General features: G+C 59.3%; 26 protein-coding genes. 11 read left to right on the top strand and 15 right to left on the bottom strand.

Features of this window, described 5'->3' with window-relative positions; genetic code table 11:
- Window positions 1-118: 118 nt before the first annotated feature.
- Window positions 119-802 carry a GntR family transcriptional regulator gene (locus tag ACR0CR_RS10790; RefSeq protein WP_480598857.1) on the top strand — a complete coding sequence of 228 codons (684 nt, stop codon included), beginning with the start codon at window positions 119-121 and terminating at the stop codon, window positions 800-802.
- A gap of 75 nt (window positions 803-877) precedes the next feature.
- Complete coding sequence (locus ACR0CR_RS10785; protein ID WP_480598855.1) at window positions 878-2,275, top strand: aspartate aminotransferase family protein; 1,398 nt, start codon at window positions 878-880, stop codon at window positions 2,273-2,275.
- A 75-nt stretch (window positions 2,276-2,350) separates the two neighbouring features.
- On the opposite strand, the gene ACR0CR_RS10780 is transcribed toward ACR0CR_RS10785, so the two are convergent.
- The gene (locus tag ACR0CR_RS10780; protein ID WP_480598853.1) at window positions 2,351-3,649 is read right to left on the bottom strand and encodes a lytic murein transglycosylase; all 1,299 of its coding nucleotides are present in this window, start codon (window positions 3,647-3,649) and stop codon (window positions 2,351-2,353) included.
- A 63-nt stretch (window positions 3,650-3,712) separates the two neighbouring features.
- Window positions 3,713-4,426 carry a helix-turn-helix transcriptional regulator gene (locus ACR0CR_RS10775; RefSeq protein ID WP_480598851.1) on the bottom strand — a complete coding sequence of 238 codons (714 nt, stop codon included), beginning with the start codon at window positions 4,424-4,426 and terminating at the stop codon, window positions 3,713-3,715.
- Between the two features lie 82 nt (window positions 4,427-4,508).
- Here ACR0CR_RS10775 and ACR0CR_RS10770 point away from each other — a divergent pair, with 82 nt between their 5' ends.
- The gene (locus tag ACR0CR_RS10770; RefSeq protein ID WP_480598849.1) at window positions 4,509-5,204 is read left to right on the top strand and encodes a glutathione S-transferase family protein; all 696 of its coding nucleotides are present in this window, start codon (window positions 4,509-4,511) and stop codon (window positions 5,202-5,204) included.
- Window positions 5,201-5,587 carry a DUF1801 domain-containing protein gene (locus ACR0CR_RS10765; RefSeq protein ID WP_480598847.1) on the top strand — a complete coding sequence of 129 codons (387 nt, stop codon included), beginning with the start codon at window positions 5,201-5,203 and terminating at the stop codon, window positions 5,585-5,587. The genes ACR0CR_RS10770 and ACR0CR_RS10765 overlap by 4 nt, the downstream gene beginning before the upstream one ends.
- Here the strand turns inward: ACR0CR_RS10765 and rnr are convergent.
- Genes rnr through dapE form a run of 4 tightly spaced genes read right to left on the bottom strand, consistent with a single transcriptional unit; the run spans window position 5,578 to window position 10,026 of the window.
- Window positions 5,578-7,836: a ribonuclease R gene (gene rnr / locus ACR0CR_RS10760; protein WP_480598846.1), complete on the bottom strand. Its 2,259-nt coding sequence runs from the start codon at window positions 7,834-7,836 to the stop codon at window positions 5,578-5,580. The genes ACR0CR_RS10765 and rnr overlap by 10 nt on opposite strands.
- A gap of 56 nt (window positions 7,837-7,892) precedes the next feature.
- On the bottom strand, window positions 7,893-8,468 hold the full coding sequence (locus ACR0CR_RS10755) for a TIGR04282 family arsenosugar biosynthesis glycosyltransferase (RefSeq protein WP_480598844.1): 576 nt from the start codon (window positions 8,466-8,468) through the stop codon (window positions 7,893-7,895).
- The gene (locus ACR0CR_RS10750) at window positions 8,465-8,890 is read right to left on the bottom strand and encodes a GNAT family N-acetyltransferase (RefSeq protein ID WP_480598843.1); all 426 of its coding nucleotides are present in this window, start codon (window positions 8,888-8,890) and stop codon (window positions 8,465-8,467) included. The genes ACR0CR_RS10755 and ACR0CR_RS10750 overlap by 4 nt, the downstream gene beginning before the upstream one ends.
- On the bottom strand, window positions 8,887-10,026 hold the full coding sequence (dapE, locus tag ACR0CR_RS10745; protein WP_480598841.1) for a succinyl-diaminopimelate desuccinylase: 1,140 nt from the start codon (window positions 10,024-10,026) through the stop codon (window positions 8,887-8,889). The genes ACR0CR_RS10750 and dapE overlap by 4 nt, the downstream gene beginning before the upstream one ends.
- A 208-nt stretch (window positions 10,027-10,234) precedes the next feature.
- Between dapE and ACR0CR_RS10740 the strand changes: the two genes are divergently transcribed.
- Complete coding sequence (locus ACR0CR_RS10740; protein WP_480598839.1) at window positions 10,235-11,293, top strand: transporter substrate-binding domain-containing protein; 1,059 nt, start codon at window positions 10,235-10,237, stop codon at window positions 11,291-11,293.
- Here the strand turns inward: ACR0CR_RS10740 and ACR0CR_RS10735 are convergent.
- Window positions 11,290-11,634 (bottom strand): hypothetical protein, encoded by a 345-nt coding sequence (locus tag ACR0CR_RS10735; RefSeq protein WP_480598837.1) that lies wholly within the window; start codon window positions 11,632-11,634, stop codon window positions 11,290-11,292. The genes ACR0CR_RS10740 and ACR0CR_RS10735 overlap by 4 nt on opposite strands.
- A gap of 32 nt (window positions 11,635-11,666) precedes the next feature.
- Window positions 11,667-14,858, bottom strand: coding sequence for an ATP-binding protein (locus tag ACR0CR_RS10730; protein ID WP_480598835.1), 3,192 nt, complete (start codon window positions 14,856-14,858; stop codon window positions 11,667-11,669).
- 545 nt (window positions 14,859-15,403) lie between these two features.
- Between ACR0CR_RS10730 and ACR0CR_RS10725 the strand changes: the two genes are divergently transcribed.
- A complete protein-coding gene (locus ACR0CR_RS10725; RefSeq protein WP_480598833.1) occupies window positions 15,404-15,901 on the top strand; it encodes a hypothetical protein in 498 nt (165 codons plus the stop codon).
- Between the two features lie 141 nt (window positions 15,902-16,042).
- Here ACR0CR_RS10725 and dapD read toward each other — a convergent pair whose 3' ends face one another.
- Both dapD and ACR0CR_RS10715 read right to left on the bottom strand, forming a co-directional pair.
- Window positions 16,043-16,870, bottom strand: a complete 828-nt coding sequence (gene dapD / locus ACR0CR_RS10720) for a 2,3,4,5-tetrahydropyridine-2,6-dicarboxylate N-succinyltransferase (RefSeq protein ID WP_480598831.1) — start codon at window positions 16,868-16,870, stop codon at window positions 16,043-16,045.
- Window positions 16,871-16,977: 107 nt separating this feature from the next.
- The gene (locus tag ACR0CR_RS10715; RefSeq protein WP_480598830.1) at window positions 16,978-17,895 is read right to left on the bottom strand and encodes a threonine/serine dehydratase; all 918 of its coding nucleotides are present in this window, start codon (window positions 17,893-17,895) and stop codon (window positions 16,978-16,980) included.
- 79 nt (window positions 17,896-17,974) lie between these two features.
- On the opposite strand from ACR0CR_RS10715, the gene ACR0CR_RS10710 reads away from it, so the two are divergent.
- Together ACR0CR_RS10710 and ACR0CR_RS10705 are read left to right on the top strand one after the other, a co-directional pair.
- Entirely contained in the window at window positions 17,975-18,817 is an 843-nt protein-coding gene (locus ACR0CR_RS10710) for an LOG family protein (protein ID WP_480598828.1), read from the top strand.
- A gap of 3 nt (window positions 18,818-18,820) precedes the next feature.
- Window positions 18,821-19,918 (top strand): cystathionine gamma-lyase, encoded by a 1,098-nt coding sequence (locus ACR0CR_RS10705; protein WP_480598827.1) that lies wholly within the window; start codon window positions 18,821-18,823, stop codon window positions 19,916-19,918.
- Here ACR0CR_RS10705 and ACR0CR_RS10700 read toward each other — a convergent pair whose 3' ends face one another.
- Window positions 19,919-20,302 carry a hypothetical protein gene (locus ACR0CR_RS10700; protein ID WP_480598826.1) on the bottom strand — a complete coding sequence of 128 codons (384 nt, stop codon included), beginning with the start codon at window positions 20,300-20,302 and terminating at the stop codon, window positions 19,919-19,921.
- Window positions 20,303-20,463: 161 nt separating this feature from the next.
- Here ACR0CR_RS10700 and ACR0CR_RS10695 point away from each other — a divergent pair, with 161 nt between their 5' ends.
- From ACR0CR_RS10695 to ACR0CR_RS10685, 3 genes are all read left to right on the top strand, one after another.
- The gene (locus tag ACR0CR_RS10695; protein WP_480598825.1) at window positions 20,464-21,381 is read left to right on the top strand and encodes a DnaJ C-terminal domain-containing protein; all 918 of its coding nucleotides are present in this window, start codon (window positions 20,464-20,466) and stop codon (window positions 21,379-21,381) included.
- Window positions 21,378-21,716: a hypothetical protein gene (locus ACR0CR_RS10690; RefSeq protein WP_480598823.1), complete on the top strand. Its 339-nt coding sequence runs from the start codon at window positions 21,378-21,380 to the stop codon at window positions 21,714-21,716. The genes ACR0CR_RS10695 and ACR0CR_RS10690 overlap by 4 nt, the downstream gene beginning before the upstream one ends.
- Before the next feature lie 63 nt (window positions 21,717-21,779).
- Window positions 21,780-23,438 carry a U32 family peptidase gene (locus tag ACR0CR_RS10685; protein WP_480598821.1) on the top strand — a complete coding sequence of 553 codons (1,659 nt, stop codon included), beginning with the start codon at window positions 21,780-21,782 and terminating at the stop codon, window positions 23,436-23,438.
- 3 nt (window positions 23,439-23,441) lie between these two features.
- Here the strand turns inward: ACR0CR_RS10685 and ACR0CR_RS10680 are convergent, their stop codons facing one another.
- The 4 genes from ACR0CR_RS10680 to ACR0CR_RS10665 all read right to left on the bottom strand — a co-directional run bounded on the left by ACR0CR_RS10680 (window position 23,442) and on the right by ACR0CR_RS10665 (window position 26,513).
- Window positions 23,442-24,065 (bottom strand): cytochrome P460 family protein, encoded by a 624-nt coding sequence (locus ACR0CR_RS10680; protein WP_480598819.1) that lies wholly within the window; start codon window positions 24,063-24,065, stop codon window positions 23,442-23,444.
- 228 nt (window positions 24,066-24,293) lie between these two features.
- Window positions 24,294-25,478: a dual-specificity RNA methyltransferase RlmN gene (gene rlmN / locus ACR0CR_RS10675; protein WP_480598817.1), complete on the bottom strand. Its 1,185-nt coding sequence runs from the start codon at window positions 25,476-25,478 to the stop codon at window positions 24,294-24,296.
- 79 nt (window positions 25,479-25,557) lie between these two features.
- Window positions 25,558-25,935 carry a lysozyme inhibitor LprI family protein gene (locus tag ACR0CR_RS10670; protein WP_480598815.1) on the bottom strand — a complete coding sequence of 126 codons (378 nt, stop codon included), beginning with the start codon at window positions 25,933-25,935 and terminating at the stop codon, window positions 25,558-25,560.
- Window positions 25,936-25,979: 44 nt separating this feature from the next.
- Entirely contained in the window at window positions 25,980-26,513 is a 534-nt protein-coding gene (locus ACR0CR_RS10665; protein ID WP_170656396.1) for an invasion associated locus B family protein, read from the bottom strand.
- Window positions 26,514-26,548: the final 35 nt, after the last annotated feature.

Here is a 26,548-nt window from a genome sequence, read left to right as displayed (position 1 = left end):
GGGTATTTTCCCGTTTTTTTGGATTTGATCAAGTTTTGCGTTTTCCCCCGATCCGGCGTATGGTTTCACGAGGTCAGGCACCTGGCAAGTCAACTCAATGCGAAACAGGGCAAACCAATTGGATTTGATCAAAAATAGGGCAGCGACGTCAAAGCCGGATGATGCGAAACGCCCGGCACATGAACAAGTGTATCAAAGGCTCAGATCTCAGATCATGTATGGCGACCTGGTGCCTGGGCAACCTGTTACCATCCAAGGCCTGACCGAATCGCTTGGCGTTGGCATGACCCCTGTACGCGAGGCGATCAGACGGTTGATCTCGGACGGTGCACTGGTGTTTCAGGGCAACCGCCGCGTCAGCGTTCCGCTGCTGTCGCAGCAAGACGTCGAGCAGATGATTTTTGCCAGAAAATCAATAGAATCTGAACTTTCAAGGCGTGCCGTTGCCAACATGAACGCTGCGGATATCGATCAGCTAGAGCGGATCGACCAGCGGCTGGATCGAATGATCGCGGATGGAGATGTCAGCGGATATCTGCGTCTGAACCATCGTTTCCACGAAACGCTGTATTCACACGCAGACGCCCCAATTCTCAGCGATCTGGCCGAGCGTCTCTGGCTCAGATTCGGGCCATCGCTTAGGGTCGTATGCGGTCGATTTGGCACACAAAGCTTACCGGATCGACACAAGGACATCATCGCTGCGTTGCGCGCACTAGACGCCCGCCAGGTCGCGAAAGCGACGGCGCAGGACATAGAACAAGGCATGGAATTGATGGCGGACGCGCTCAGCAACGCCTGAATCCAGCCGATTCGATTGACAGTAAAAAATTTGATCATATTGTGATCGCCAACCGCTTTTGCAGGAGAGTCTCCGATGTCGACCATCACCAATCACATGCCCACAGCCGAATTGCAGGCGCTGGACGCGGCGCATCACATGCACCCGTTTTCGGCCAATGGGGCGTTTGGCAAAGAAGGCGCGCGCGTCATCACGCGGGCCAATGGCGTGTATCTGACCGACAGCGAGGGCGAAGAAATTCTGGATGCCATGGCCGGTCTGTGGTGTGTCAACATAGGCTACGGTCGCGACGAATTGGCCGAGGCCGCCGCGCGCCAGATGCGCGAGCTACCCTATTACAATACGTTCTTCAAAACGACGCACGTCCCTGCGATCGCACTGGCCAAAAAGCTGGCAGAACTGGCACCCGGAGACCTGAACCACGTCTTCTTTGCCGCAGGCGGGTCCGAGGCGAACGACACCAACATCCGTCTTGTGCGCACCTATTGGGCCGAGAAAGGCCAACCTGACAAGAATATCATCATCAGTCGCCACAACGCCTATCACGGCTCATCCGTCGGCTCGGCCTCGCTGGGCGGCATGGCTGGCATGCATGCGCAAGGCGGCATCCCAATCCCGAACATCCATCACATCAACCAACCCAACTGGTGGGCTGAAGGGGGCGACATGTCGCCCGAAGATTTCGGCCTGGCCCGTGCGCAGGAACTGGAACAGGCCATCCTGAACCTCGGCGAAAACCGCGTCGCGGCCTTTATCGCCGAACCGGTGCAGGGCGCAGGCGGCGTAATCGTCGCGCCGGATACTTACTGGCCCGAAATCCAACGGATCTGCGACAAGTACGATATCCTACTGATCGCCGACGAAGTCATCTGCGGCTTTGGCCGCACCGGCAATTGGTTCGGGTCTCAAACTGTTGGGATCAAGCCGGATATCATGACCATCGCAAAGGGCCTCAGCTCGGGCTATGCGCCAATTGGCGGATCAATCGTCAATGACGAGATCGCCGAAGTCATCGGCGGGACCGAGTTCAACCACGGCTACACCTATTCCGGCCACCCTGTCGCTGCCGCCGTAGCGCTGGAGAACCTGCGCATCCTCGAAGAGGAAAAGATCGTCGACCATGTCCGTGACGTCGCCGCCCCCTACCTGAAGGAAAAATGGGAAGCGCTGGCCGATCACCCGCTGGTGGGTGAGGCGAAAATCGTCGGCATGATGGCCTCAATCGCGCTGACCCCTGACAAGGCCAGCCGCGCCAAATTCGCCTCGGACCCCGGTACAGTCGGCTATGTGTGCCGTGACCGATGCTTTGGCAACAATCTGATCATGCGCCACGTGGGCGACCGCATGATCATCTCACCCCCCTTGATCCTGACACCATCCGACATCGATGAGATGTTTGTGCGCATCCACAAATCTCTGGACGAGGCGCACTCCGACATCATCGAACAGGGCCTGATGAAGGCCGCCAGCTGATCCGCGCAGCTTCATCTGGCCAGAAATATCCCGGGGGAGGCGCGGCTTGCCGCGACGGGGGCAGCGCCCCCTCCCCTACCTCAACCGTTCCAGCAACCGCAGGGACGGATACCCGTCCGGCAACAACCCCTGCGCCAGCTGATAGGCACGCACCGCATTCACCGTATTCGGACCGGTACGCCCATCGACCCCCTGAGTGTCAAACCCTGCCTCAGTCAGCCGGGTCTGCAATTCCTTCTTCTCGGTAAAACTCAGCACCCGATCCCCACGCGGCCATTCCGCTTGGAACGGTGCGCGTCCTGCCAATCGGTCTGACAGGTGACCGATTCCGATTACATAGGCATCGGCTCCGTTATAAGTCTCGATCACCCTGAAATTGTCAAAGATCATCAGCGCGATACCCTGGCCGCCAGCCGGTAACAGGATGGCCGCCTGACCGTGATCCCGCACAGGGCGGCCATCCAAGGCTACAACACCGCGCTTTGCCCAGTCCGACGGCATAAATGTCAGATCACGCTTGGCCAAGGCATAATCGAACCTGTCCGGCAGACGCACCTCAACGCCCCATGGTTGCCCCTTGGTCCAGCCATGTCGCGCCAGATAGGCTGCCGCTGACGCCAAGGCGTCGGTCGGATCGTCCGACCAGATATCCCGGCGTCCGTCCCCGTCGAAATCTACCGCGTGATCCAGATACGAGGTCGGCATGAATTGCGTATGCCCCATCGCGCCTGCCCAGCTGCCGATCATGCTATCGGGGCTGACATCTCCGGCCTGAATGATCCGCAAAGCGGCGATCATTTGGTCTTCAAAAAACGCAGCCCGACGCGCGTCAAAGGCCAGCGTTGCCAAAGATCGGATCGTCTGGTCACTGCCCCGAAACGACCCGAATGAGGTCTCGAGCCCCCAGATCGCGGTGACAACTTCTTTCTCTACACCGTATTGCGCTTCGATCCGGGTCAGCACCTCTCGATACCGCTCCAGCCCTGCGCGCCCATCGGAAATGCGGCGATCCGAGACGGCCGCATCCAGATATTCCCAGATCGGCTTTGAGAACTCGGCCTGATTGCGGTCGCGTTTGATAATCGCCGGATCATAGGTCACCCCGGCTAGCGCGCGATCCAGAGTTTCTAAAGACACACCCTGATCCACAGCCCGCGTTCTGAATGCCCCCAGCCACGCCTGAAACCGCGCGTTTCCTTCGGTTGTCACCCGATACTCCTCAAACGATGGCCGGGGAACCGGCCGGACGGAAACCGTCACATCCGCCGAGGCCAGTTGGATGGTCTCGATCCCATCTGTGAAATTGGTCGAATCCGCCTGCACTATGGATGCCCATAATGCCGCGGTCATGACGCCGCTTATGCATTTACGCATTCCGATTTTTCCTGATGTCTGCTCGGGGACAGGATAGCGCAAAATCGGGAATTCACAAAGCGCTCAGGTGGTGGTCTCGTGGTCTTTTGTCTCTCGCTCAGCGCGCAGGCGATCCAAGGCTTCGCGCAACAGCGGGACGCGGTTGGGTCGAAAGGAGTCCTCGGTCAGGTGCATCTCGCTGATACGGTCCAGCCGAAACACTCGGAAATCCTGCCGCAAATGGCACCAGCTGATCAGAACACTGGCACGATCCATATAGACGATGCTCAATGGGTTCACCCGGCGGCGGGTTTGGTCGCCCTTGGCATCAATATAGGCGAACTCGATGGTGCGTTCATCCCAGGTGGCCTGCCTCAGGCTGGGCACGTCAACGGTTGGTTTTGCCGGTCGGTCAAATCGCGTTGCCGTCAGGACCGCGTGGCTGAGGCGGTGGGATTGGCGCTGCGGCAACCGTCCCTGCAGCTTTCGCAGCACCTCGCTGGCCGCGTCGGACAGGCCGGGATCACCGATGGCCTGAACCTCGCGCAGGCCCAGAACCAGCGCTTCCAATTCATCATCGGTAAACCCCAGCGGCGGAAGTGTCGCATCCTCGATCAGGGTAAAGCCAAACCCGGCCTCTCCGTCGATCACCGCGCCCAGACCGCGAAGGGCGTCAATGTCACGGTGCACGGTTCGGGCCGACACACCCAGATCCTGCGCCAGTTGCGCAGAGGTTTTCGGCGACGGGCCAGAGCGCAGGGCTTGCATCAATTGGAACAGGCGAGCGGTTCGGGACATAACGAACTCTACCCTACCCTTAATGACAAAAACTGTCATCAGGCCAAACTACCCTTGTGGCACCCCAACACTGGAGCCACCGATGCTGACCCTACTGACCTATCCCTCTGCCTTTGGCCTGTTCAGCGCCAGCCCGTTTTGCGTGAAAACCGCCTATATGCTGCAGTCATCCGGCCAGCGCTGGCAACGATCCGACATGCTGGACCCTCGCAAAATGCCTCATCAAAAGCTACCGGTGTTGCGCACGCCCGACCGGCTGGTGCCCGACAGCGATCTGATCCGCGATTGGCTGGAGGCGCAGGGCACCGATTTCGACGCCGGTCTGACGGATATCGAAAAAGCGCAGTCGCGCGCACTGATCCGAATGGCCGAAGAGCATCTGTATTTTCAGATCCTTTACGACCGTTGGAGCAATGACACGGTCTGGCCAATCCTGCGCAACATGTTCTTTGTTGAGATTCCCGCTTGGATTCGCCGTCCCGTGACCAACGCGATCCGCAGATCGGTACTGAAGGGTGCCGCCGCACAGGGCGTCGCTCGGTTCTCCGAAACCGAACGACTGGACCGGGTCGAACACGACCTCGAGGCGATCTCGGCCTATCTTTGGCAGGCACCGTTTCTGCTGGGTGAGACGCCCACATCTGCGGATATGAGCGTCGGGCCGATGCTGGCTGCCATGCGCGCAACACCCGCGGAAACACCCCTGACCCGGCGGATCAAACAGGATAAGCTTCTGTGTGATTACGTGGACCGAATGGAACAGGCGATCCCGCTATGAGACCCTTTGAAGACCCAAACGTTGAGGCTGCATTTGACGCCCTCCCCCAGGCCACGCGCGACGGAGCCCTGGCGCTACGGGAACTCGTCTTTGACACAGCTGGGTCGCTACCGGGCACGCATCCACTCGAAGAAGCCCTGCGTTGGGGTCAGCCGGCCTATCTGGCCCCAAAGGGATCAACGATCCGGCTGGGCGGGCACAAGTCCGCCCGTTTCGCCCTGTTCGTACATTGCCAGAGCCGCCTGATGGGCGATTTCACCTCGGCCTTTCCGGGCGAAGATCGTCTGGACGGCAATCGTGCCATTTTGTTTGACGACCCGGATCAGATTGATGCAACCCGTCACGGCTGGCTGATTGCGCGGGCGCTGACCTATCACCTCTGACGGCGTTTGCGCTCGACCTTTCGCTTGATTTTGTCTTTCTTGCGCTTGGTGTTGACCGCCTTGCGCCGTGCGCCGCGTTTGGTCGAACCGCGCCCACGGGGCAAAGCCTGATCGTCGATCGAAAGCAACTCCAGCTCCAGCCCGCCGGTGACCGGTGTCGCGGCGGCCAGCCGCACCGTAACGCGTTGGCCGATGGCGATGATCAAGCCGGTATCCGAGCCCATCAGCGTCCCCGCCTCGCGGTCGAAGTGGAAAAACTCGCGCCCCAGCGATCGGACAGGCACCAGCCCGTCTGCGCCGGTTTCATCCATTTTCACGAAGGCCCCGAAGTGCGCGATGCCGCTGATGCGACCGGTGAATTCATTACCCACACGCTCGCTGAGATAGGCGGCCAGATAGCGATCCGTCGTATCGCGTTCGGCCATCATCGAACGGCGCTCGGTGTCCGAGATATGGGTGGCGGTTTCGTCAAGCCGCGCGATTTCTTCCTCGGTCAGCCCGTCCTGCCCCCAACCATGGGCCGAGATCAGCGCGCGATGCACGATCAGGTCGGCATAGCGGCGAATGGGTGAGGTGAAATGTGCATAGTTCCGCAGGGCCAAACCGAAATGGCCGAAGTTTTCGGGATTGTAGTATGCCTGCGCCATCGACCGGAGGGTCGTCAGGTTGATCAGTTCGGCATCCTCGGTGCCTGCCGCCGCGTTCAGAAGCGCATTGAGGTGGCGGGTTTGCAGCACCTGCCCTTTGGCAAGGTTCAGGCCAGCAGCTTGCGCCGTTTCACGCAGGCTCTCCAGCTTTTCAGGTGCCGGTTCTTCGTGGACGCGGAACAGCAGCGGGCGGCGTTTCGCAATCAACGTTTCAGCAGCGGCGACATTGGCGAGGATCATGAACTCCTCGATCAGCTTGTGCGCGTCCAGCCGGTCGCGGAATGCCACGCTGGTCACCTCACCAGTGTCGCTGAGGACGATCTTGCGTTCAGGCAGGTCCAATTCCAGCGGCTGCCGCTCGGCCCGCGCCTTTTTCAGCGCAGCATAGGCGGCGTAGAGCGGTTTCAGAACCGTCTCTAGCAGTGGCCCGGTGCGGTCGTTGGGATTTCCGTCGATGGCCTCCTGCACCTCGGCATAATGCAGCGACGCGGCTGAGCGCATCAGGCCGCGCACAAAGCGGTGGCCGATTTTGTTTCCCTCGGCGTCGATCTGCATCCGCACGGCGATGCAAGCGCGCGGAACGCCTTCGTGCAGCGAGCACAGATCGCCTGACAGACGATCCGGCAGCATCGGCACAACGCGATCCGGGAAATAGCTGGAATTGCCACGCTTACGCGCCTCGCGGTCCAGCGCGGTGCCGGGTTGCACATAGGCGGCCACATCCGCAATGGCGACCCAGATCACATGTCCACCGGGGTTCTTGGGATCTTCGTCGGCATGCGCATAACAGGCATCGTCATGGTCCCGCGCGTCCGAGGGATCGATCGTCAGCAGCGGCATATCCCGCAGGTCCTCGCGACCCTTCAGACCAACGGGTTTGGCTTTGTCTGCCTCATCGGTCACCTTGTCCGGGAAATCGTCTGGGATACCGTGCTGGTGGATCGCAATCAGCGACACCGCCTTGGGTGCGGTGGGGTCGCCCAACCGCTCAACAATGCGGGCGCGAGGCAGGCCCATGCGGTTCTTGGGTCCAGCCTGTTCCGCCTCGACCAACTCTCCATCCTTGGCACCCAGCAAGGCACCCTCTGGCACCAGCCACTCGGTCGAACCAGCCTTGTCGATGGGTACGATCCGCCCGCCCTCGGCCCCTTTGCGAAAGATGCCGACGATCTTGCGCGGGTTTGTCCCAATACGGCGGATCAGGCGCGCCTCGTAATTGTGGTCTTCCTCGTGCACCACGGTCAGACGGGCCAGAATCCGGTCGCCTTCACCCAGCGCAGGATCACTGGCTCGGGTGATCAGCAGCACAATGGGCTCGACCCCCTCGCCATGCCATTCCAGGGGGCGGGCGAACAGATCGCCGTCCGTGTTCGGAGCCTTCACCTGCAGCACGCTAACCGGCGGCAGACGATCCGGGTCGCCATAGCTGCGCTTGCGCTTTTCAAGATGCCCCTCGGACTCAAGCTCGCGCAGGATGCGTTTCAGATCGATCCGCGCTGCGCCCTTGATCCCAAAGGCTTTGGCGATATCGCGTTTCGAGGTCAGGGTGGGGTTCGCCGAGATCCAATCCAGGACCTCCTGCTTGGTAGGTATGCGACTCATACATTCGGCGTAACACGGGCGTGCGACCGCGTCATGACCAAAATAGGCGGTTTCGATCAGCTGTGCAGATCAGCCACGGTGTCAACGTCCCGCAACTGCGTCAGCATCGCGACGCGTGCACCTGGAACAGATGCCAATGTGTCCGCCAAAGCGTGCTGTGTCGACCAGCGCACATCTTGAAACATACCCTTTGGCAGCGCGGCATAGCGTTGTGCGCCCACCAGCCAATAGCCACCATCCGGGGCTGGACCGAACACGAGTTGCGCGGGTCCCAACGCCTTGAACGCCTTTGCTATGTGGCTGCGGTGGATACCCGGAATGTCGGCTCCGATCAGGCAGACCGGCCCCGGTGGCATCCCCCGCAGCATCCGCCCCATACGGTCGCCCAGATCACCGCGCCCCTGCGCCGCACGGGTCAGATCGCCGGGCCAAACGCGGCTGTCCAACCCTTCGCGGTCCGGAGACACGGCGAGCACGATTTGCCAGCGCGGATCACGCAGCCGCCGGATCAACGATCGGGTCTGATGGCGAAACCACCACGCCGCACCGACCATGCCGATATCGCGCCCCAGCCGGGTTTTAACACGCCCTGGCCGCGGTTCTTTCACCATGATGACAAGCGTTCGCTTCACGATATGTCCATGACCATATCGCGGTGATCGATCCCCGCATCATCATACACCGGGCCGGTGGCGGTGAACCCGAGCTTTTCGTAAAACCCAATGGCATCAACCTGCGCGCCCAGCCTGACTGTGCGGACAGTGCCCTGCTGTCTGGCAACAGCTACAGCCTGTTCAATCAGCGCTATGCCAAGCCCGGCGCCGCGCGCAGCCCTGAGGACACAGACCCGGCCGATTTTGGCAACACCGTCTTGAAACACGACCCGCGCAGTGCCGCGTGGGATCGCATCGACATAGGCCAGAAGATGTGTCGCTGTGTCGTCCAGCGCGTCGCGCTCTAGGTCCAGCGGAACATTCTGTTCTTTCACAAAGACCTCATGCCTCAGGGCATAGCAGGTATCGTGATCGTCGGTGATCTCAACGGTAAGAGTCATGCGAAGTAGTCCTGCAAAATCCGGGTGTAGACGGACTTGAGCTGCGTGATCTGCGCAACTTCCACGCTCTCGTCGACTTGATGCATTGTTTTACCGACCAAACCGAACTCGACCACCGGGCAGTGATTTTTGATGAACCGCGCGTCTGACGTTCCGCCCGTGGTGGACAAGACCGGCTGAACACCGGTTTCCGCAGCAACCGCATTGGCCACAAGGTCAGATAAGGCACCCGGAGGTGTCAGAAAGCTCTCACCCGAAATTTTGATGTGTACATCAATCTTGACCTCATGCGCCAGAGCGACGGCCTGTGCCTGTGACTGCAGCCAGTCGCTGAGGCCGGCACCGGAATGCAGATCATTAAAGCGGATATTGACCGCGCCATTACACTGCGAGGGAATGACATTGGTGGCGGTGTTGCCGGTGTCGATGTTCACAACCGCCAATGTGGACGGATCAAAATAATCGGTGCCTTGATCAAGCTCGTGACTGGCAAGCCCGTGCATTAACTGAGCCATAGCAGGCAGCGGGTTCTTGGCCCGGTGCGGATAGGCGGCATGGCCTTGCACTCCCTGCACAGTGAACCAGGCGGTCATCGATCCGCGCCGACCGATCTTGATCATATCCCCCATCTTGTCCGGGCAGGTCGGTTCACCCACAAGGCAAACCGACATCTGCTCGTCCATTGCCTGCATATGGTCCAGCAAGGCGGTTGTGCCGTCCAGCGCATCGCCTTCTTCGTCGCCCGTGATCGTCAGGATGATTGCCCCATCCGGGGGAGTGGATTTGACAAAATCAATTGCGGCCGCCGCAAAGGCCGCGACGCCGGATTTCATGTCGGTCGTCCCACGCCCATACATCACGCCATCGTGGATTTCTGCGCCAAAGGGCGGCTTGGTCCATGCGGCCTCATCCCCGACCGGGACAACATCCGTATGTCCGTTGAAACCGAAACTGCGCGGGTGTCCCTTTTCGCCCCAACGCGCGAACAAATTGCTGACGCCGCCGCGATCCACGCGGGTGCATTCGAACCCGGCGTCCGACAATACGCGTTTGAGCAGAACCAGCGCGCCGCCTTCCGCAGGTGTGACCGAAGGGCAACGGATCAGATCCGCCGTCAACTGTACTGGATCTGTCATTTCTGGCCCTTTCCAACTGTCCAAGCCCACATTCCCGCACAGATTCAACGAATTCGCCTGTTTGCCAACCCCAATGCGTTCAATTTGGCGCGGATTCTGACGCATGTCTCGAATTGAACCTTCGATAAAACATGAATGTTTACCCTGCGATCATCTTGCTGCTGCAATGAAAAGTGGGCTAGAGCGCCGCGAAACAGGTAAATTCAAGATGACACGCGCTCTTTTTGCATTGGTCTGCCTGACTTTTGCCGTTCTCGCACAGCAAAGCCTGGCTCAGACACTGACGGTCACCACAGTGACCCGCCCCCCGTTTTCCTATATCGAAAACGAGGCTGAGACCGGGTTTTCCATGGAGCTGCTTGAGGCACTGGCCGAGTCTCTGAACTGGAGCTACACGGTCGAGCGTGTAGACGCATTTCCCGACATGCTCGACGCCGTTCAGAACGGTTCAGCCGATTTGGCCATTGCGAACATATCCATCACCGCATCACGTGAAACCCAGATGGATTTTAGCCAACCCATCTTCGAGGCCGGCCTGCAGATCATGGTGCCGTCGGACGCGGCGAGACGACCGTCGCTGTTACAGGCGCTGCTGTCCCGAAAGCTTTTCATCGCGATCGGACTGGCCTTTGCCATCCTGTTGGGCGGCGGCATGCTGATGTGGATTTTTGAGCGCCGGTCGCAACCTTATTTTGACCGCAAACTGGACGAAGCCTGGTTCCCCTCGTTTTGGTGGGCCTTGAACCTGGTGGTCAACGGCGGGTTTGAAGAACGCATGCCACGCACGCCGTTTGGGCGTGTTCTTGGCGTTGTGTTGGTTGTTTCGTCCCTGTTCATTGTCTCGGTTTTTACCGCCCGCATCACCTCGGTAATGACGGTCGATGCGATCAGCGGGAACGTGAATTCAGTTAACGATCTGTATGGCAAACAGGTCGGCACAATATCCGGTTCCACCGCTGCAAGCTTTCTAGACCGCCGCGACGTCGAGTTCGTGGGGTATGACGGGCTCGACGGCATGATAGCCGCATTCGAGGGCAATGAATTGGATGCAGTTGTTTTTGATGCGCCGATCCTGTCCTACTACGCGTCGCACGAAGGCCGCCGGATTGCGACGGTTACAGGCGGTGTCTTCCTGCGCGAAAACTATGGGATCGCCTTCCCGACCGGATCGCCGCTGGTCGAAGACGTCAATCAAGCCCTGCTCGCGCTGCGCGAAAACGGGATCTATGACGAAATTTACCGCAATTGGTTCGGGTCCCCGAACTAGGCCGGATCCTCATCGCCAAAGAACGGTGTCATCTGCGCAACGATAACCGCGTTTTCGTCCAACGCGCGCTGCATCAATGTGCGCTCGTCTTCTGCGATGTCATGGCCCTGGGCTTCGCGCTCGGCCAATGTGCCATAGCCGGTCACATCCAGTGGCGCGGTGTCGGCCTGTTTCAGGATGGCCACGGTTTCGCGCACCGCCTCGGCCTCGTCCACACCGCTCGCGAAACACATCAAAGCGGCACCGGTTGCGCCTTCGGGCAGCCCGTCACCTTCTTTGCGGCCGATTTGAACCAGCAGCGTATAGACCTGTTGTCGCGAGGGTTTCTTTTGCTTTTCCATGGATGCGGCCATAGCGGGGCCAAGGTTAAGGGTCAAGCAGCGGTCAATTCAGCCAGTGCATGATCGATGCGCGCCAACATTGGCGAATTGCCCGCAGTTTGCACCACGGAACGCGCGCTGGACAAGTATTGCCGCGCCTGGCGTTCCCGCTTTTTCGCCTTGCACATAAGCCCCATGATCATGTCGCAACGGGCAACATAGTGCCCATCGCCATCAAACTGCGGGTTTTCTCGGACTTGTTCTATCAGGGTGGCAACCCGTTTTTCGCCAGAGAGGGTAATTCTGATGATGGATCGGAAGTTCCTCAGCAGCGTCCAAAGCGAGCCACCTCCTTCGCCGGATAAAACAGCAAGATACAATTCGCAAAGGTAGAGACGTGCCCAATCCGCAGCTACCTTGGCGCCATCCCTGTCACGAAGGCGAATGACCGTCTCGATTTGGCTCACACCCTCGTCGAGCAGCCCGTCCATCGCCAAAGCGACACCCAGCATCGTCTCGGGACCCACAGTGAACAAAGCCCAGCCTTGGTCCTGACATGTATCAATATGGCTTTGGATCGTCCTGAGCGCGTCCGGTTTTTCCAGCGGAACCAGCGCGCTGACGCGCGCAGCCTCGGCAATGGCTTGTTCGAATTCAACCCTTGAATCGCGCCGCGCTTGCTCGGCCATTTCCAGCGCCCGCTCATGATCGTCCGTGACCATGGCTATCAACGCCTTCATCGCGAGCCCATAGCCAAGAGACCGTGGATCGTGCTGAGCGGTCCCGGCGGCAATCATTCGGTCTGCGGTTTCATTCGCGCCAGCCACCCGGCCTCGGGTCAGTTCATTCCAGCCAACGGTCGCCAGGAAAAAGTTCTGGATATAGGCATCGTCGAGATATTTCAAATCCCGTTCGATATCCCACTTTTGGTCTTCGAACGCGTCGTTAGAGATCGGCGCATAGTAGATCGACACCGAAAGCGCGTTCACCATCGCATAGACCCGGGACACCGGATCGCCCAGCCTATCTGCCATGCCCGTCAGCTTCTGCTGTACCCCAAAAGCTTCGCGGTATTGTCCGTTGCAAATCAAGCAAGAAACATAGTGGTGCAAGAACAGGGCGTGGTGGCAACTGTCTCCGACCCGGTCAAGGACAGGCTGAAAACTATCGGCCAAACCAATTAACCCTGAGACCCGCATGGAAATGTTCGAACACAATCCGTAGTCCGCCAGGAATTCGGCAAACTGCGCCTCGGTCGCGCAGCTCGGGTCTTGCTGATACAACTCAAGGGCCGCAAGAAAGAAACGATGGGCCTCGTCCAGCGAATAAACCCCAAGGCATTTTGCACCGGCCAACGCGCCAAATCGGAACGCCTCGGCGTTGCGGTCGGTGTGGCCGTAGTGAAAGGCCAATGTCTCGGCCGCCTCTTGCAGGCGGTTGGCAGCACGCAGTTCCAGCGCCTCGGCGATCGCCAGATGCAAGGCTGCACGTTGTTTCAACATCAGGCCTTGGTAGGCGCAATCCCGCATCAGGACATGTTTGAACGCATAATCTGACGAATTCGCAACGCGGAAGATCACATCCTGATCTTGCAACCGTTGCAACACCACGCCGATCTCATCATCCGGGCTAGCCACCTGCGACAAAAGTCCCGGATCAAACCGGCGCCCTATGACCGAGGCAACCTGCAGAACCTCTCGATCTTCGGGGCGGAGTTGATGCAGGCGTGAAGACAAAAGGCCCTGCATGCTAGGGGGAAGCGCGCTGGTTTCCGTGTCGGGATCAAAGATAGCCCGCCCATCCTCAACGCGCAGAGCATCCTGGTCGATATAAAAGCCCAGGATTTCCTCGCCAAACAGCGGATTGCCGCCGGCGTTGTCCGTCAGTTTAAGCACCAATTCGTCCGGCACGACGTCAACACCCAGTCGGGTCTGCACCAAATAGCTGATGTCATCCGCCGACAAGGGCTGCAGTTCGATCCTGCGCAGTGCCGAAGTCGCGGCCCATCCCGGATCATATTCAGGGCGACGGGTCTGAATCATCAACAGGTCTTTGTGCTCGGGACTTTCTACAAGACTGCGCAGCACAGCCTCTGATGCGCTGTCGATCCAATGGGCATCTTCGATCACAAGGATCACCTGACCCGCACCGCATAAGGCCTTGAGCAGCGCAGGCAAAAGGTCGCGGATGCGAAGGCCGACCAAAACCCCGTCGAGGCCATCAAGCGCCCCTTTTGGCGGCTCAAGCCCCAGCAGACTCATCATCAAGCCCACGTTTTCGGCAGTATCTAACCCGGCACCTTTCAAGCCTGTCCGCAGTTTCCGTTCGGTCTCGGACACGTCCGCCTTTTCCCGGATGTGAAAGGCCTGGCGAACGACTTCGAGGATCGGCAGATAAGGAATATGCTGGCCATCCGCAAAACAATGCCCGGTCAAAACGGTGGCATCATCCGGCTTTGTGCGCTGGAGAAATTCAAACACAAGCCGCGATTTTCCCAACCCGGCCTCGGCCACAAGATCAACCACACACAGCGATCCGTCCGCCTGTCGCAGTGCCTCTGACATCTGCCGAACCTCGGCAATACGCCCGACATAGGTGCTGAGGCCCTGCGCTACTGAAGCCTGAAACCGCGAGGCACCGTTCTGGACATCCAGCAATTGCCAAAGCTTGTGCGACTTGGCCAATCCCTTGAGGTTATGCTCGCCACTGAACCGCAGCTCAGCCACCCATTCGACCAGTCGCCGGGTTGTGTCGCAGATCAGACTGCTGCCCGCCGGGGCCAGACTTTCGATACGCGAGGCAAGGTTAACGGTGCTACCGACCGCTGTCGCAGGGCTACCCTGACCCTGAACCGCCGCCACCAGCACATTGCCCGAGCTGACCCCAATGCGCATCTTGGGCCGCAAGCCGAACCGGGCTTCGATGTCATCCGACGCATCGTCTAACCCGGCATGAATCGCAAGAGCTGCGCGACAGGCCCGCAAGGCAGGATCTTCGAGAGCATCGGGGATGCCAAACAACGCCATGATGCTGTCCCCGGCAAAGTCGCGAACAACTCCTCCGTGTTGTTGGACCGCTTCGGTCAGCAGAGCGTAGACAATTCGAATGAAATCGAGCGTCAGTTCTTCACCCAATTTGGAAACAATTGCGGTGTAGTCTTCCATGTCCGCAAACAATACGGAAACTTGGCGGCGTTCACCCAGTTTTTCCGGGTATTTCGCTGATATGCTTGCCGTTTCTCCCATTTGGACAGAGTGTCTACACCACACCAATTCGCATCGCCACCGCTTGCAAGGGCAATTCGCAAAATCGTTTTGAGACGGCAACCAAATTGCCACGCATTACGGGTTTCACGCAACAAATCACAACTGAGATCGGCCATATCAGCCCGGGTTGTGCAGCCGGGGTTTCACGCGAGGACCGCTAAAGAAAGAAATTACAGGCTTATCTGCAATAAGGTCATACAAAAGATGATCAACCGGGGGCTTGCCTGCGCGATTGGTGATCACGACCCAACACCCAAATGCGTCAGTCTCAGCAGGCTTCGAACAAGGTTTCACTGCAGCGATTCTACCCGCCCACTCCCGCTCTGAACTCACCCGAAAATTGTTGTGCCTCAGCGCTCCGACCGGATGGGTAGTAATCGGCACAAATCCGCCTGTTCTTGGTGCGATATCGCGCGGGATTCGGCTCAACATCACAGTGACCGTCCCAGCCGATACGGCGGGTTCATGGCCGTTTCTAAAATGAAAATACTGCAAATAAATTTTTTGTCAAAAAGGGGAATTAAATGACTGTGTTGTCCAAGCTCCTAACAACAACGGCAAGTATCTTTGCATTGACCATTGCACCAGCGGCTGGGGTAATCACGGCGTTCACTGCCGACGCTGCCTTTGCCCAAGAAGGCGGCGGCGAAGGCGGATCCGGTGGCGGTGAAGGCGAAGGCGGATCCGGCGGCGGCGAAGGCGAAGGCGGAAACGGCGGCGGTGAAGGCGAAGGCGGAAACGGCGGCGGTGAAGGCGAAGGCGGAAACGGCGGCGGTGAAGGCGAAGGCGGAAACGGCGGCGGCGAAGGCGAAGGCGGAAACGGCGGCGGCGAAGGCGAAGGCGGAAACGGCGGCGGTGAAGGTGAAGGCGGAAACGGCGGCGGCGAAGGCGAAGGCGGAAACGGCGGCGGCGAAGGCGAAGGCGGATCCGGCGGCGGTGAAGGCGAAACCGATGACGACGAAGGTCGCGCCGGTGACGGCGACGACGGTGAGTCAGAAGGCATTCTGCTGATCGACAGATAAAATCAGCTACTCTGACCGAAAACCCGATGAGGGGCGGGATCGCCTGCCAAATTTTACTCCTGCGGTCAGATACACTGGAAAATACTGACTAACAAAGGCCGAGAGCATAGCCTCGGCCTTTTTTGCACAGTCCCCGTCGTGTCAGTCGCGCAGCAACTCGTTGATTCCGGTCTTGGACCGGGTCTTTTCATCCACGCGTTTCACGATCACCGCACAATAGAGGCTGATATTGTTCTTGGACGGCATCGAACCGGCTACGACCACCGAATAGGGCGGCACCTCGCCATAGGTGACGTCGCCGGTTTCGCGGTCCACGATCTTGGTGGACTTGCCGATAAAGACGCCCATGCCCAGCACCGAGCCTTCGCGGACAATGCAGCCCTCGACCACTTCGGAGCGGGCACCGATAAAGCAGTTGTCCTCGATGATGGTCGGACCCGCCTGCATCGGCTCCAATACGCCGCCAATGCCAACGCCGCCCGACAGGTGCACGTTCTTGCCGATCTGCGCGCAGGATCCCACTGTAGCCCAGGTGTCCACCATCGTGCCTTCGTCCACATAAGCGCCGAGGTTCACGAAAGATGGCATCAGCACCACACCCGGCGCGACATAGGCCGACTTGCGGACCACACAGTTGGGGACCGCGCGGAAGCCAGCGGCGCGCCACTGGTTTTCACCCCAACCGGCAAACTTGCTGTCCACCTTGTCCCACCAGCCGCCATCCTGCGGACCGCCGGTCTGGATTTCCATATCCTTGATGCGAAATCCCAACAGCACGGCTTTTTTAGCCCATTGGTTCACATGCCAGTCACCACTGTCTAGCTTCTCAGCCACTCGCAGTGAACCGCTGTCCAGCGCGTTCAGCGTATCCTCGATCGCCTCGCGGGTTTCACCGGTTGTTGCGGGGGTGATCGTGTCGCGCGCCTCCCAGGCGGCTTCGATGGCGGCTTCCAGTTGCGCGTTGGACATGGGGTGCTCCGTACAGACTCTGTTCACGTTTGTCTTGCCTATACGCAACGCCGCGACTGGCCGCAATGCGACGCTGCAGGGGCGTTGTGCGTCCGTTTGTCTGAAATTCAGGTGTTCAACGGGTCTGGCGACAGGTTGCCTCCGCATATCAGCACCGCCACCTTCTCGCTCGGCGCGGGTTGATACGCCCCCGAGAGCAGCGCAGCAAGCGCAGTTGCGCCAGCGGGTTCGACCAGAATACGATGCGCCCGCCATAGAACCTGCTGAGCTTCGGCAATCGCCTCGTCCGGAACCAGAACCGACTGCATCCCCTGCGCAAGCTCGAAACAGATCGAGCCGATCCGCCGCGCGCCCAGCGCGTTTGCTGCGATACCAGACACCGAAACATCCACGGGCTCACCCGCCTGCAATGCGGCGTTCAGCGCGCAAGAGGTTTCGGGTTCCACCGCCACCACCTTGCGCGCGCCTTGAAACCACGCCAGCGCACCCGCAATCAGACCGCCGCCACCAACTGCGATCAGCACGGTATCGGCCTGCAGACCCTGTGCGTCCCATTCGGCAAAACACGTGCCTTGCCCTGCCACGGTGGCGGGTGCGTCATAGGCGTGGATCTGCATTGCGCCGGTCGCTTCTTCGTGCGCTTGCGCCTCGGTCAGCGCGTTGGCGTACTCACCCGACACCACACTCAAATCCGCGCCGGTCTGTTCAATCAACGCAATCTTGGAAGGTCCGGCCAACTCCGGAACGAAAATCTTGGCGGGATAACCCAGTGTCTGCGCCGCATAGGCCGACGCGGCACCATGGTTGCCGCCGGATGCAGCCACGACACCGGCCTCGGGCACATCTATGCTGAGCAAAGTGTTGAAGGCCCCGCGCGCCTTGAAGCTGCCGGTGTGCTGCATGTGCTCAAGCTTGAGTTCGACCGGGTAATCCAACCCCAACGCACGGCTGTCCATGACGGGTGTGACCTGCGCATGACCGGCAATCCTGTCAGCGGCTGCTGAAATTTCACGCTTCCAATTCATTCTTGTCTTTCCGTGACTGGCACTCTGCCCGCGAACCCTATAGCTGTTTGAAAAACACGCAAGCAGGGATCGCAGCCCCATGAAAGAAGACCGCCACAGCCCGTTTCGCGACGCGCAAACCGACCGCTCGACCGCGAGCGAGGTGCCGGACACGCCGCAGACGCGATCCCCCGCCTACCGCCTGGCCTTTGCCGATGACGAGTTCCTGTGCCGGGATGAACTGCGCCCGGTACGTTTGCAACTGGAGTTGCTGAAGCCCGAGATGATCATGAGCGAGCGTCAGATCACCTCGACCATCGTCATGTTCGGCGGCGCGCGTATTCCGGAACCCTCGCAGAAACACACCGCGCGGACCGAAACGCTGGCTGGTCTGTCGCAATATTATGACGAGGCACGGGAATTCGCCCGGCTGATGACGGAAATGTCCAACGAGACCGGTTGCCGCGAGAACGTCATTGTCACCGGAGGCGGCCCCGGCGTGATGGAGGCCGGTAATCGCGGTGCTCAAGACGCTGGTGGTTGCTCGATCGGGCTGAACATCGTGTTGCCGCATGAGCAAGCGCCGAACCTTTATGTGACGCCGGACCTCAGTTTCAACTTCCACTATTTCGCGATCCGCAAGATGCATTTTTTGATGCGCGCTCGCGCCATCACCATTTTCCCCGGCGGCTTCGGCACGATGGATGAATTGTTCGAGTCTCTGACCCTGATTCAGACCGGACGCATGGAGCGCGTCCCGTTCCTTTTGTTCGGTCGGGAGTTTTGGGAGAAAGTCATCAACTGGGAAGCCCTTGCCGACGCAGGCACGATTTCGAACGAAGACCTTGACCTGTTCCGTTTTGTCGACACAGCGCAGCAGGCGGTTGAGATCATCGAAAACTGGGAACCCGCCCCGCCCCGCAGTGAAATCCCGGGGCGCTGACAGATGGCATCGAAGATCGGACAAATGCTGCATCTGCGTGGGAACGCCCTGGATAAGGGTGAGCCGGTTGCGCTGCCGCTGACCCAAAGCAGCATGTATCACCTGCCGGGCGCGCCGGACGGGTACGCGACCTATGGCCGGGTCGATAACCCGACATGGGTGCAGCTGGAACACGTCTTGACCCATTTGGAAGATGCGCCCTGCCTGAGCTTTCCGTCCGGAATGGCCGCCATCTCGGCGGCCTTATTCGCGACCGTGCAAGCCGGTTCGCGCCTGTTGATCCCATCCGACGGCTACTACGTGACGCGTCTGCTGGCGGATAAATTCCTGTCGCGCCTCGGCGTCGTGGTCGAGGAACGCCCGACCACGGCCTTTACCGACGGCGGCTTCGATGGGTTCGACGTGGTCTTCGTGGAAAGCCCTTCGAATCCCGGTCTGGACATGATCGACCTGAGCGCTGTCGCAGAACAGGTTCGCACCGCTGGGGGCGTGACCATCGCTGACAACACAACGATGACGCCGCTGGGCCAGAGACCGCTGGATCTGGGCATCGATGTCGTCGTGTCCTCGGACACCAAGGCGATGGGCGGGCATTCCGACATGCTGATGGGTCATGTGGCCAGTCGCAATGACCAGATCATGGAGCGTGTCGAGGAATGGCGAAGGGTCTCGGGCGCGATCCCCGGACCCCATGAGGCATGGCTGCTGCATCGTGGGCTGGAAACTCTGGACGTACGGTTCGACCGCATGTGTAGATCGGCGCAGGTTCTTGCGGAACGTTTGTCGGCACATCAAGCCGTCAAGCATGTCCGCTATCCCGGTTTGCCCGATGATCCGTCGCACACGCTGGCGCAAGCCCAGACCTTACGCTTCGGATTTCTCCTGTCCCTGACGCTGGAAAGCGAAGACAAGGCCGAGGCCTTCATCAACACCTGCCCGCTGCTGCGCCCCGCCACGTCATTCGGCGGTGTTCACAGTTCAGCCGAGCGCCGCGCGCGCTGGGGCGACGACGTCGATCCCGCCTTTGTCCGCCTGTCGGTGGGGTGCGAGCCGGTGGAAGAACTCTGGCAAGCCATCGAGGCCAGCCTGAATGTTCTGTGACTATTTCTTGGGCTCTCGCAATTCCGGGAACACATAGATCGGCAGGACAATGCTGCCGATCAAAGCGCCCAGCCAGACCAGCAGCGTCGCGGCCAGCAGGTTCGAGATACCGCCAATCGTCAGCCCTGCGGTAATCCAATCGGTGACCAGTAGGCCCACAAAGGTCACGATCAGCGCAATTCCACCCTTGATCGCGGGCGCTTTCTTTTCTCCGATTTTCAGGATAAGCGGTTCGGCCACCAGTTGAACGACCGTAAAGACAACGACCACCACGATGAACGAGATCGGCCGGATCGCAAACTCCGACAACAGCAAGGCGGCCAGCAGCAACCCAAGGGCATTTCCGGCCAGCAAGGCCAAAGCGGATTTGAGTCTGCGCGTCATGAGATGGTCTCCGTCCGTTGTCGCCCCAGAATATGTGAATATTAACAGGCGACGCGAAATTTGCGAGATATTTCAAAGCCCGTGTTCATTTTGACCTGTTGAAATCACGTGATAAAACACCTTCATCAAGATCAGACCTACCCCCATCTGCGAGAGGTGAGATGAGCGACGATCCCTATTCCGTCCTCGGCGTCGCAAAAGATGCCAGCGCTGCCGAGATCAAGAAAGCCTATCGGCGCATCGCCAAGGACTGCCATCCGGACCTCAAACCCGGAGATGCCGAGGCCGAGGCCAAATTCAAGGCCGCAGCCGCAGCATATGACTTGCTGAAAGATCCCGATACGCGGGCACGCTACGACAATGGCGAGATCGACGCATCCGGGCAGGAACGCCACCAGCAACAGTATTATCGCGACTACGCCGAAGCCGCCGGGAACCCCTATCGCGGGCGCCAAGCGGACCCGGACGATATGTCTGATATTTTCGCCGAGTTTATGCGCGGGCGTGGCGGGTACGGCCAGCGTAGCCATGAATTCCATGCGCCAGGTCACAACCTGAATTACACGTTGCAGATCGGCTTTCTGGATGCCGTGTTCGGGGCCAGCCAAAAGCTGACTCTGCCGGACGGAGACCGGATCGAGGTGAAAATCCCCGCTGGCATTACCGACGGCCAGACCATTCGCCTGCGGGGCAAAGGGGCCCCGGGATATGGTGAAGGACCTGCGGGCGACGCGCTGGTCACGGTTTCTGTCGCCAAACATCCGGTGTTTGACCGACAGGGCGACGACATTCACATCACGCTGCCCATCTCCATCGACGAGGCCATTCTGGGCGGCAAAGTCCCCGCCCCAACGATCGACGGTGGTGTGAATGTCAGCGTTCCGGCGGGCACCAGCAGCGGCAAAACCCTGCGTTTGCGCGGCAAGGGGGTCAGGAAACGCGGCTCGTCCGAGCGGGGGGATCAGTTGATCGAATTGACTGTCTCGATGCCCGAGCAAATCGATGACGACCTCAAACAGTTCATGGAAACATGGCGCGACACGCACGCATACGATCCGCGGAAAGGAATGCCGTCATGACCCTGACCGAGAAAGAACTGATCGACGCCGTCACCCGCCTGACCTCGGACAGGCTGACCGAATATCTGGCCGCCGAGATCGTGATCCCCCAGCAGTCGGACGATGGGCTGGTGTATCAAAGGATCGACGTCGCTCGGTTGGAACTGGCCTGCGAGTTGCATGACCAATACGATATGGAGGCTGATGCGCTTTCGATGATGATCTCCCTCATCGACCAGATGCACGGGTTGCGGGCCGAATTGCGCGAGGTGTTGAACGCGGTCGAGGCGCAACCGGAACCGGTGCGCCAGCAATTGATCGAGGTCATCGGCACAGCGCGGTTCCGTCGCAGGTAACGGGGTTTTGGCGGCACGGGATTTGGCGTAGAAGGCGCGCTTGATCCTATGCCCGGTAATCCCATGACCCAGTCCCGATCCGAATTGCTGATGCCTGCGGGCAATCTGCGCAAGCTGAAACTCGCCATCCTCTACGGGGCGGACGCGGTTTATCTGGGCACGCCCGATATGTCGCTGCGCACGAAGTCCGAGTTCTCGCTGGAAGAGGTGATCGAAGGGGTCGAATTCTGCCACAGCCATGGACGGCGCGCCTATCTGACGCTGAACCTGTTCTCGCACAACAAAGACATCCCGAAACTGGACGAATACATTGATACCGTCCGCAAGGTGAAACCCGACGGCCTGATCATCGCCGACCCCGGTGTGTTCCAATATGTCCGCGAACGCGCCCCGGAATTGCCGCTGCATATCTCGACGCAGGCCAATATCTGTTCGTGGCTGTCGGTGAAGTTCTGGCAGGATCAAGGGGCCGAGCTGGTGGTGCTGGCCCGCGAGGTGTCCTATCCCGAACTGGTCGAAATTCGTGAGAAGTGCCCCGACATCAAGCTTGAAGCCTTCGTGCATGGGGCCATGTGCATGACCTATTCAGGTCGCTGCCTGCTGTCGAATTTCATGGCCGAGCGTGGGGCCAATCAGGGCAACTGTGCCAATTCCTGTCGCTGGAACTACGGCCTAAAGCTGCGCCTCAAGGACGGAACCCATCAGGAGTTGCGCATCACCGACGAAAACGCCGAGCTTTTCGAGTTTCTGCTGGAAGAAGGCTGCCGCCCTGGTGATCTGATGCCCATCGAAGAGGATGATCGCGGGTCGTACATTCTCAATTCCCGCGACCTGTGCATCATGCCCAAGCTGGATGAATACCTGAAAATCGGCGTCGATAGCCTCAAGGTCGAAGGGCGCGGCAAGTCGGAATATTACGCCGCCATCGTCGCGCGCGCCTATCGGATGGCCATCGACGACTATTTCAATGATCCCGAGAATTGGGATCCCAAGCCTTACATGCGTGAACTCGAAACCGTCGGAAATCGGGGCTATACGCTGGCCTTTCACGAAGGGCGGCTGACCAACTACGCGCATGATTACGAACACACCGCCGCCATCGCGCAATGGGAATATGCCGGGATCGTCACCGAAGTGACTGAGGACGCCTTTCTGGTCGAGGTGAAGAACAAGCTGGAACCGGGCGATGTGCTGGATTTCGTCTCTCCCATCTCGCGCGAGACGGTTCTGCTGCGGGTCTACGATTTCGAACGCGCCCATGACGGCGCGCGGCTGGAGGTGGTGCATGGCAGCACCAAGACCGTCATCCGCCTGCCCTTTGCCCTGTTCGATCACGAGGAAATCGACGAGTTGCGCGCCCGCTTCCCGGTCTATTCGGTCTTGCGCAAGGAACGCGCGCTAACCGATGAACACTGGAGCCGCATCCGCTTTGACAAGCTGGTGCAGGGGCTGGAAACCTCGGGGCGCGACAACCCCAAAGCCTATGTGCGCCGCCGGGATGAACTGGTCGAGAAAATCGGCGCGGATGGCAGCGAGCGTCGCTTCAAAACAAACCGCATCGGCACCGAGGGCTGTTGCGGCAAGGGCTGCAACGGTTGTTTGATCTTTTGGCAGGACGACAAATACGCCATGGCGCGTGAGGTTCTGCTGAAACGCAAACAAGGCGAACAGCTCAGCCGTCGCGAGGCGACAGCGCTGAAATTGCCGGACAACGCGGCCTGATCCTCAGTTCCCGGTTCTGAATTCCTCGGGGACGTAAAAGGTATAGTCGCGATCCGCCACCGCCGCGTGGCAATCATGGCAATAGGCCACCCGGTTGGCCCCACTGCCCATCGTGTCGCCAAAGAGTGACCCGTCGGGCATGATCATTAGATAACGCCAATCCGCCGTCTCGGGGCTGGTCCCCTGCGCCAGCTTCTCCATTAAAAAAAGCGCGCCGGGGTAGATTTTTCCTTCGTCCGTGACGGTCATGCTGTCCTTGGCCAGAACCGACCCCATCGGCAAAAGCTCCCCCTCCTGCAAGGTGCCATAGTTGCTCGCCATGCGATTGGCATAGCTGTTCACAAAGCGCTGCCCGTGCGTGGCCGAGACATAGGGCGCATCGTTGAATAGCGGCCAGTTCTGGTAGTTGCGGATCAGCTCGAGCTGCGCAGCCGCATAGCCGCGCGACATCCTGCGCGTCAGCGACTGATAGTGCTGCCGGGCTTCTTCCTTGCTCAATTCTGCCGGGTTTTCGATGGCAAGATGCGCGTCCTGTTCACTTTCCTGCGCCAAAGCGCCCGATACGCAAAAGGCCAAAGCACCAAAAATAGATGAAATTCCAGTTACATAGATGTGTTTTGCAATCATTTTCGTGGCCCATCCGATAATACGGTTCGCCTGAACGCTGCGTTTCCTTTGGGTATTAAATAGTATTCTTAGAATAAGTTGCTATGACCCGGTTCACAGTCTCACCATCTTGTGCATCTTGGTGAAAGCGGCGCGCCCAGCTGTTAATGCCCGCAGAATACAGAACTCTGCGGCGGAAAAACAGAAGATTAACATTAATTCGTACAGCCGAACCGGACCGGAGGGGTGCTATCCCAAACCCGCCTCGGATTCGATCTGCTTGCGTGATTTCCGGGCACGCTCGGTGGCCGATTTCAACTGACCGCATGCGGCCATGATATCCTCGCCGCGCGTCTTGCGGATCGGAGAGGCATAGCCCGCCTGGTAGATGATGTTCGCAAAGGCCCGGATGCGGTTGTTCGAGCTGCGCTTATATGGCGCGCCCGGCCATTCGTTGAACGGGATCAGGTTGATCTTGGCTGGAATGTTGTGGCGCTTGATGTGCGCGATCAGACGGTGCGCGTCGGCGTCACTGTCATTCACGCCATCCAGCATCACGTATTCGAACGTGATCCGTTCGGAATTCGAAGCATTCGGATAGCTGGCCAGCGCGCCCAGCAGTTCCTCGATGTTCCAGCGCTTGTTGATCGGGACCAGCACGTCGCGGGTCTCATCCGTCGTGGCGTGGAACGAAATCGCCAACAGGCAGCCGATTTCTTCCGCCGTGCGCGCAATTTCCGGAACAACGCCTGACGTGGACAGCGTGATCCGGCGACGGGACAGCGAAATTCCTTCGGGGTCCATCGCGATCTTCATCGCGTCGCGGACGTTTTCAAAGTTATAAAGCGGCTCTCCCATGCCCATCAGAACGATATTCGACAACAGGCGCGTCTCGTCCTTTGGCGCGCCGGGCGTGGGCCATTCATCAAGATCGTCGCGGGCCATCATCACCTGACCGACGATTTCCGCCGCCGTCAGGTTGCGCACCAGTTTCTGCGTGCCGGTATGGCAGAAAGAACAGGTCAGCGTGCATCCTACCTGAGACGAGATACAAAGCGTGCCGCGATCCTCTTCGGGGATATAGACCACTTCGACCTCGTGACCGCCCGCGATGCGGCACAGGTATTTGCGGGTTCCATCCTCGGAAACCTGTCGGGTCACCACTTCGGGGATTTCGATCACGAAATGCTCGGCCAGTTGCGCGCGATAGGCTTTGGCCAGATTGGTCATCTCGGCAAAGTCGCGCACCCCCCATTGATAGATCCATTGCCAGATCTGACCAGTCCGCATCTTGGCCTGTTTCTCAGGCGTGCCGTGTTCGATCAGTGCGTCAATCAACTGGGTGCGGGTCAGGCCAACAAGGTTGATCTTCCCCTCGGGCAATTTCCGGGGGATGGTCATGACGTCTTGAGTGATCGGCGCTTTGGGCGACATGTGTCTATCTCAGTGGATTCTGGCTTGGGATGCGCCTCTATATAGGAACGCGCGCAAAGATCAAAAGAAATCGTGTCGGTCAGTTTGCGTAACGCAACAATTCGTCCACGCGCGCACGCCCAAGGTCCACCCGGCAAGCAGTGATCCCGATCCCGGTGCCTGAACCGCCACCAAAAGACGCGCCCACGGCCTCGCATTGCGCATCCCGAAAGGCAGACCACGCGGCCTGAGACGCCTCGATTGCCGGTTGCGCAACCGTCCGGCCTGTCACCTCATCAAGCTCTTTCGCCGCATCCAGCGCGAAACCGTAGGCAACCTCAAGCGCCACATTCACGCGCTCTTCCATATCTGAAACGCAGGCCCCGATTTCGACTTGCGAGGGCGCGTCGGTACATTCCAGCGTCGGATCAGCGAAACTGGCAATCGGGATCAGGCAAAGTAAGGCTGCATAGCGCATGACACATCTCCGGTGAAATCCAGATCAGGTTAGCACAACGGTGATTAGTTGGTGCAGCGTTTCTCGGCGTCTTCAATGGCCGCCGTAAAGCCCAGCAGAGAGAACGTGTCTTTCGTCTGCGTGCCGCGCTCGGACCGGGCGGTCAGAACGGCCTCGGTGCCGCGCTTCATCGCGGTTACGATCTTGGCATCGTCCGACGCGGTTGCGGGCCAGGCCCATTCACCTTCGGTGAACAGCTCAAACTCGCTGCCGTCCACGGTCAGGTTCACCGTCGATCCGGATGCAAATGGGTATCCGCCGGTAAAGGTTACCTGCCCTTTCACCTCGGCATTCGGGCGATAGAACACGAAAAGCAGGATATCACTGCGACGCACCGAGACCACGCGGCCACCGCGCGTGTTGACGGTTTCCTTGGGGGCAGACACGCTCCAGCATTCGGTCGGGTCGTCTTCGACGAAGACGCTCCAATCCGTTTTGGCCGCCACGCGATTGGTGCTTGTCGCCTGCTGAGCGATTGCAGTTGAGGCCATCCCGGCCATGCACAAACCCGCGATCACGCGGACAAGCTTCGATCCCATCTGTCCAGCCTCCTAGCCCGACCTATACCTCATAC

Source organism: Ruegeria sp. AM2, from assembly GCF_056540685.1.
This window is presented reverse-complemented; position numbering and strand designations above follow the sequence as displayed.

Coding starts and splice junctions, on each gene's coding strand:
- ACR0CR_RS10785 (WP_480598855.1), top strand. CDS start 878: ATGTCGACCATCACCAATCACATGCCCACAGCCGAATTGCAGGCGCTG.
- ACR0CR_RS10780 (WP_480598853.1), bottom strand. CDS start 3,649: ATGCGTAAATGCATAAGCGGCGTCATGACCGCGGCATTATGGGCATCC.
- ACR0CR_RS10775 (WP_480598851.1), bottom strand. CDS start 4,426: ATGTCCCGAACCGCTCGCCTGTTCCAATTGATGCAAGCCCTGCGCTCT.
- ACR0CR_RS10770 (WP_480598849.1), top strand. CDS start 4,509: ATGCTGACCCTACTGACCTATCCCTCTGCCTTTGGCCTGTTCAGCGCC.
- ACR0CR_RS10765 (WP_480598847.1), top strand. CDS start 5,201: ATGAGACCCTTTGAAGACCCAAACGTTGAGGCTGCATTTGACGCCCTC.
- rnr (WP_480598846.1), bottom strand. CDS start 7,836: ATGAGTCGCATACCTACCAAGCAGGAGGTCCTGGATTGGATCTCGGCG.
- ACR0CR_RS10750 (WP_480598843.1), bottom strand. CDS start 8,890: ATGACTCTTACCGTTGAGATCACCGACGATCACGATACCTGCTATGCC.
- dapE (WP_480598841.1), bottom strand. CDS start 10,026: ATGACAGATCCAGTACAGTTGACGGCGGATCTGATCCGTTGCCCTTCG.
- ACR0CR_RS10740 (WP_480598839.1), top strand. CDS start 10,235: ATGACACGCGCTCTTTTTGCATTGGTCTGCCTGACTTTTGCCGTTCTC.
- ACR0CR_RS10735 (WP_480598837.1), bottom strand. CDS start 11,634: ATGGAAAAGCAAAAGAAACCCTCGCGACAACAGGTCTATACGCTGCTG.
- ACR0CR_RS10730 (WP_480598835.1), bottom strand. CDS start 14,858: ATGGGAGAAACGGCAAGCATATCAGCGAAATACCCGGAAAAACTGGGT.
- ACR0CR_RS10725 (WP_480598833.1), top strand. CDS start 15,404: ATGACTGTGTTGTCCAAGCTCCTAACAACAACGGCAAGTATCTTTGCA.
- dapD (WP_480598831.1), bottom strand. CDS start 16,870: ATGTCCAACGCGCAACTGGAAGCCGCCATCGAAGCCGCCTGGGAGGCG.
- ACR0CR_RS10715 (WP_480598830.1), bottom strand. CDS start 17,895: ATGAATTGGAAGCGTGAAATTTCAGCAGCCGCTGACAGGATTGCCGGT.
- ACR0CR_RS10710 (WP_480598828.1), top strand. CDS start 17,975: ATGAAAGAAGACCGCCACAGCCCGTTTCGCGACGCGCAAACCGACCGC.
- ACR0CR_RS10705 (WP_480598827.1), top strand. CDS start 18,821: ATGGCATCGAAGATCGGACAAATGCTGCATCTGCGTGGGAACGCCCTG.
- ACR0CR_RS10700 (WP_480598826.1), bottom strand. CDS start 20,302: ATGACGCGCAGACTCAAATCCGCTTTGGCCTTGCTGGCCGGAAATGCC.
- ACR0CR_RS10695 (WP_480598825.1), top strand. CDS start 20,464: ATGAGCGACGATCCCTATTCCGTCCTCGGCGTCGCAAAAGATGCCAGC.
- ACR0CR_RS10690 (WP_480598823.1), top strand. CDS start 21,378: ATGACCCTGACCGAGAAAGAACTGATCGACGCCGTCACCCGCCTGACC.
- ACR0CR_RS10685 (WP_480598821.1), top strand. CDS start 21,780: ATGACCCAGTCCCGATCCGAATTGCTGATGCCTGCGGGCAATCTGCGC.
- ACR0CR_RS10680 (WP_480598819.1), bottom strand. CDS start 24,065: ATGATTGCAAAACACATCTATGTAACTGGAATTTCATCTATTTTTGGT.
- rlmN (WP_480598817.1), bottom strand. CDS start 25,478: ATGTCGCCCAAAGCGCCGATCACTCAAGACGTCATGACCATCCCCCGG.
- ACR0CR_RS10670 (WP_480598815.1), bottom strand. CDS start 25,935: ATGCGCTATGCAGCCTTACTTTGCCTGATCCCGATTGCCAGTTTCGCT.
- ACR0CR_RS10665 (WP_170656396.1), bottom strand. CDS start 26,513: ATGGGATCGAAGCTTGTCCGCGTGATCGCGGGTTTGTGCATGGCCGGG.